We start from the raw sequence: 4795 nt of genomic DNA, 5'->3' as shown, positions 1-4795 counted from the left end.
ATACAACCGTATGGGGTAAACAAATCTTTGCTTCAAGACATTTTTATATTCTTGCTGAATAAATGATTTCATGTGCATCCTTGACTGCTAACGCCCGCAACAGCGGAACCAATAGTTGGGTGGCTTTGTGCAACAATTTGCGGAGCAAATGCACAAAGGCGCACAGCTTTTGGTTTCCGACTGCTTGCGATTGTTATGAGTTGAATTTGGCACGGATATAACCTGCAATTTCACGAACCAAAGGCTCAGCTGATTTTACTTTTGCATTTACAATGTATCCTGACCAATTATCCCATTCTAGGCCAACTACTTCATTGCCTTTTTTGAAATCCTGGAATACCTCATCAAGACCGCGTGTTTTAACACCGGCGACCTCCATGCTAAATTCTGAAACAATCGCTTTAGTAACTTTGGAATATTTACCAGATGGAATCTCATCAAAATCGAATGTAAGTCTTCCACTAGCATCCCTGTGCTCATTCATATTCGACCTCAAAACTCATAACGCCTCAATAACCGGCGCAGCTTTGCTACGTCCGGCGCCGAAGGCGCGAAGTTAATTGACTTGTTATGTAACAAGACCAAAGCCGGGTTCAGTTTTATCTTCACTTCCATCGACCTTAAAAGAGACGAGGCGCAATCTATCTGGGAATGTATTTATTACTGTCGTGAAGTCATCATCTGTATCACTAATTCCCAGCATCTTTCTGATGGTTGAAAACCGAACAGCTTTAAAGTCATTTGCCACCATATAGCTGTTCACCTTACTGAGTATTAGCTTCCGTTTTCTATCTTTATGATCAAAAACCACAGCAACCACTAGCATGATAAAAACGAATATCAACACAATCAGCAATGAAACTAACTTGTGATCTGCCAGAGTTGGAATTCTATCAATGACATCAAACCATGCACCAATAACAAAAGGGGCTGCAGCTAAGCCGATGTAGATAACCTGAATATGAGAGGCCTCTTTCATCAATTCAAATATTGTTTTTATATCTCCAGCTTTCACAGACTCTCCTTTTTGTTACATAACGCCTCACTAAGAGGCAAATAATAGTTGGTTAAAATAAGCGACGCAGGAGCAAAAACCAACTGTTATTTGTCCTTTTAAGTGACTTGTTATATTTTTTACGCCACAGAACTTTGGCATGATTGCTCTAAAAGCTGCAATTGACTCTGAATTAGTTTAAAGAATTCACCACCAGTACGCCTTTCATTTTGGAAGTTTTTGGCTACTTTTTTAGCCGTTGAATTATCTATTTTAAATACAATTTCAGAATTAAATTCTTTTACGGATAAAGTAATAGAAAACACCTTACTATCTGAATGTGAGATCGTCACCTCAGGAAATGCCGTAAAGGTGAAGTTATTGACTCTCAGGTCATGCAACATTTCGGTTACAACAGCACCAATAATTTCATTCGAGGTTACTCCCCAGTTTGTATAAAGTGTCACGAAATCTCCTTAAAAATATAACAACTTTGTCTACGACATTTGTCGTTTTATAAACCGAAAAATATCCATATATTACATTGCATTTATCTTAGCCTTCAAATAAACACCTGTAAACAACTAGTTAACTACGACTCATACTTCATAAATGCAGAAATACACCAAAATGGTGGAGATCAGTAATATTGGACAAAACACCAAGTTCTGTATAAATAAACAGTATTATTGAATATGCCATTTTCCGCTTATAAAACACCCAACTCACTGGCTGATAATTTAGTTCGATGGTTTTAATTTTTGCTGCTGTTTATTATGATGTTCGTATTCCCTGCCTTTTTAAATCCATTAAGGTTTTTTCAGTCATTTTATTAAGGATTATCTCATGTCTAGCTATAACGAATCTCCAGAGCAAATTGCACAAGCCACCGATGGCTATGTAATGCAACAAACTATGTTGCGTATAAAAGACCCTAAACCTGCGTTGGCGTTTTATCAAAATGTATTAGGAATGAAATTATTAGGGAAGTACGACTTTCCTGGTATGAAGTTTACCCTGTACTTTTTAGGCTACGAGCAACAGCTTCCAGAAGGCGATGATAAAAGCAACACTGAATGGGTATTTCGCCGCCCTGCGCTGATTGAGCTTACCCACAATTGGGGCACCGAAAACGACGACAGTTTTAGCGGTTATGTTAGTGGTAACGAAGAGCCGAAAGGGTTTGGCCACATTGGTATTAGCGTACCCGATGTTTACGCCGCGTGCGAACGCTTTGCTAAATACGAGGTAGAGTTTGTGAAAAAGCCAGACGATGGCTCAATGAAAGGGTTAGCGTTTATTAAAGACCCCGACGGTTACTGGATTGAAATACTCTCACCCGAGGGAATTACCGAGATTATTCAATCTCAGTAGTCGTTAACGTATTACTCTCTAAACCTAAAAGCCGGCGTAATAGCTGGCTTTTTTGTGCAAATAAATGTGTTAATTTGGCGCGTTTCGCTCGGCGGGGTCTTTAGTAAAACTTTTTAGCAGCTGGTTTGGGTCTTGCGCAGCTTTTTGCACCTTAGCGGCTTCAGCCCACCAAGCTAATTGGGTAAATGTTCGAGAAAAATAATTAAACCAGGCGTCTTGCTCACTTTGCTCATTGAACGAGCCATCTTCAGCCATTACTTGTTGCGCTTTTGGTACATGGATCATTGCTGATACGGGTAAGCAGCCTAATTCACTCAAAAAAGTACGCATACCCATTGCAGCGCGCATACCACCCCACTGCCCAGCAGAATAAGTAACAATAGCGCTGGGTTTATAGGCAAATTTTGAGCTGCCAAAGTGGTTTAATAAATTGGCCAAGGCCGGGCTCATTGAATGGTTATATTCGGGGCTTACCATAATATAGCCGTCGGCTGCGGCAATTTTATCAGCCAAAATAGTTAACGGCTGTGGTGCCTGACTTTTAGCGTAAGCAAAGTGTGGTTTAAATATCGGTTCAAGGGGGTGCTCTAATGCGTCGATTAGCTCTATTTCATGTGTACTAAATTGGCTTTGCAAACACGCTATACATGCTTGGGCTACGCGCTCGCCAAGCCTTGCTGGTTTAGGTGGTGTGCTATTGCGTACGGTGCCTAAAAACACTAAGAACTTCATTGTTAATCCCTCACATTTAATTATTTAATTCGTTTAGCTACTGCTACCCTCTTAAAGCAAGCCAATTAATTTGAGCTAGCTGGTTAAGTGATCGCTCAAGCTTGCACGTTATTACCTTGCCAGTGAGCCATAAAAAAAGCCAGCGGTTAGGCTGGCTTAGTAGTTAAATTAATTTACAACGTTACTTACGCAGTGCGTCTATACGTGCATCCAGTGGCGGGTGCGACGAGAATAATTCTGCCATCCCTTTACCGCTGGCAATACCAAACGCCATCATAGAGCCTTCTAATTGCGATGGGTGATTTTGCTTTAATCGTTCCAGTGCAGAGCGCATTTTGTCTGCGCCCACCAGCTTAGCTGCGCCGTTATCGGCAGCAAACTCACGTTGGCGGCTGTAGTAAGCCACTATCACACTGGCTAATACGCCAAATATTACTTGGAATAACATATCGAATAAGAAGTAAGTCCAGCTACTGCCGCCTTCTTCTTCATCGCTATTTATAAAGTTGTCGACTATACCAGCCAATACTTTTGCCGCAAAAATAACAAAGGTGTTTACCACGCCTTGAATAAGCGTAAGGGTCACCATGTCGCCATTCGCCACATGCGATACTTCGTGTGCAAGCACGGCTTCGGCTTGCTCTTGGCTCATATTGTGTAATAAGCCGGTGCTAACAGCCACCAGCGAGTTATTTTTACTGGGGCCTGTGGCAAAGGCGTTCATTTCAGGGCTGTCGTAAATAGCCACTTCTGGCATTTTAATACCGGCTTTTTGAGCTTGCGCTGCTACGGTCGTGACTAACCAATGCTCGGTTTCGTTACGTGGTTGGGTAATTACTTGGGCGCCAGTTGATTTTTTTGCCATCCATTTCGACATAAATAACGAAATAAACGAGCCACCAAAGCCAAATACGGTAGCAATCATTAGCATGCCGCCTAAGCTACGATTGCTTAGTCCAAACACACTCATCACAATCGACAGCACCACACCTAACACCAGCATTACTGCTAGGTTAGTTAATAAAAATAAAAAAACACGTTTCATACTTGTCCTCACAAAAATTGAATTGATCACTAAGAGACAGCCCGTTTGGCATTAAATCTACTGAAAGTGATCATTACGCTATGACACAGTATGTCACACCGTCGGCACTATTCTGTGACAAACTATGTCGTAAAACAAGCGTTATTTATGTGTTTAACGCGAAATTTTCAAGTAGCGTTTTATAAATTTGTAATTTAGGTGTTTGCTCACTATAAGGACTAATCGCCAGTATAGGATACGGCAAGCGCGCTTTAAGCGAATCTAGGTTGGCTTGGTATTCATCCATGTGCGGGTCGACTTGATTTGCAATCCACCCCACACAATTTACCCCCAAACTTTGCATATGTGCCGCTGTGAGTAAAGCATGATTTATACAGCCTAATTTCATTCCTACTACCAGTATTACCGGTAGCTGCTGCGCTTTAACCCAGTCGTATAAATAGTCTGTATTATTAATCGGTAGTGCCCAGCCCCCCGCGCCTTCTGTAAGTATATAGTCGGCGCCTTGTTGCTTTACTACGTTATACGCGCTGTTTAGTTTATCCAGAGTAATCGTTACGCCTGCCTGCTCGGCGGCAATGTGCGGCGCAATGGCCGGTGCAAAGGCAAATGGATTAACCACATCGTATTTGGCACTTACGCTGGCGCTT

Annotated in this window: 7 protein-coding genes; 1 reads left to right on the top strand and 6 read right to left on the bottom strand. The window is 41.7% G+C overall.

Going from position 1 to position 4795, the window contains the following annotated elements:
• Positions 1-193 precede the first annotated feature (193 nt).
• The 3 genes from ABYB02_RS14780 to ABYB02_RS14770 all read right to left on the bottom strand — a co-directional run bounded on the left by ABYB02_RS14780 (position 194) and on the right by ABYB02_RS14770 (position 1461).
• A complete protein-coding gene (locus ABYB02_RS14780) occupies positions 194-484 on the bottom strand; it encodes a hypothetical protein (RefSeq protein WP_372763172.1) in 291 nt (96 codons plus the stop codon).
• Between the two features lie 84 nt (positions 485-568).
• Positions 569-1015, bottom strand: coding sequence for a hypothetical protein (locus tag ABYB02_RS14775; RefSeq protein WP_372763171.1), 447 nt, complete (start codon positions 1013-1015; stop codon positions 569-571).
• 119 nt (positions 1016-1134) lie between these two features.
• Positions 1135-1461 carry a hypothetical protein gene (locus ABYB02_RS14770; RefSeq protein WP_372763170.1) on the bottom strand — a complete coding sequence of 109 codons (327 nt, stop codon included), beginning with the start codon at positions 1459-1461 and terminating at the stop codon, positions 1135-1137.
• 379 nt (positions 1462-1840) lie between these two features.
• On the opposite strand from ABYB02_RS14770, the gene gloA reads away from it, so the two are divergent.
• Positions 1841-2368, top strand: a complete 528-nt coding sequence (gene gloA / locus ABYB02_RS14765) for a lactoylglutathione lyase (RefSeq protein WP_372763169.1) — start codon at positions 1841-1843, stop codon at positions 2366-2368.
• A 69-nt stretch (positions 2369-2437) separates the two neighbouring features.
• Here gloA and ABYB02_RS14760 read toward each other — a convergent pair whose 3' ends face one another.
• The 3 genes from ABYB02_RS14760 to bioD form a co-directional block, all read right to left on the bottom strand.
• On the bottom strand, positions 2438-3100 hold the full coding sequence (locus ABYB02_RS14760; protein ID WP_372763168.1) for an NADPH-dependent FMN reductase: 663 nt from the start codon (positions 3098-3100) through the stop codon (positions 2438-2440).
• Positions 3101-3281: 181 nt separating this feature from the next.
• A complete protein-coding gene (gene htpX / locus ABYB02_RS14755; protein WP_372763167.1) occupies positions 3282-4145 on the bottom strand; it encodes a protease HtpX in 864 nt (287 codons plus the stop codon).
• Positions 4146-4290: 145 nt separating this feature from the next.
• A partial coding sequence (gene bioD / locus ABYB02_RS14750) for a dethiobiotin synthase (RefSeq protein ID WP_372763166.1) occupies positions 4291-4795 on the bottom strand: 505 nt, incomplete at its 5' end.

The sequence above is a fragment of the Pseudoalteromonas sp. genome, assembly GCF_041613455.1.
Lineage (GTDB): Bacteria > Pseudomonadota > Gammaproteobacteria > Enterobacterales > Alteromonadaceae > Pseudoalteromonas.
This window is presented reverse-complemented; position numbering and strand designations above follow the sequence as displayed.

Coding starts and splice junctions, on each gene's coding strand:
- ABYB02_RS14780 (WP_372763172.1), bottom strand. CDS start 484: ATGAATGAGCACAGGGATGCTAGTGGAAGACTTACATTCGATTTTGAT.
- gloA (WP_372763169.1), top strand. CDS start 1,841: ATGTCTAGCTATAACGAATCTCCAGAGCAAATTGCACAAGCCACCGAT.
- ABYB02_RS14760 (WP_372763168.1), bottom strand. CDS start 3,100: ATGAAGTTCTTAGTGTTTTTAGGCACCGTACGCAATAGCACACCACCT.
- htpX (WP_372763167.1), bottom strand. CDS start 4,145: ATGAAACGTGTTTTTTTATTTTTATTAACTAACCTAGCAGTAATGCTG.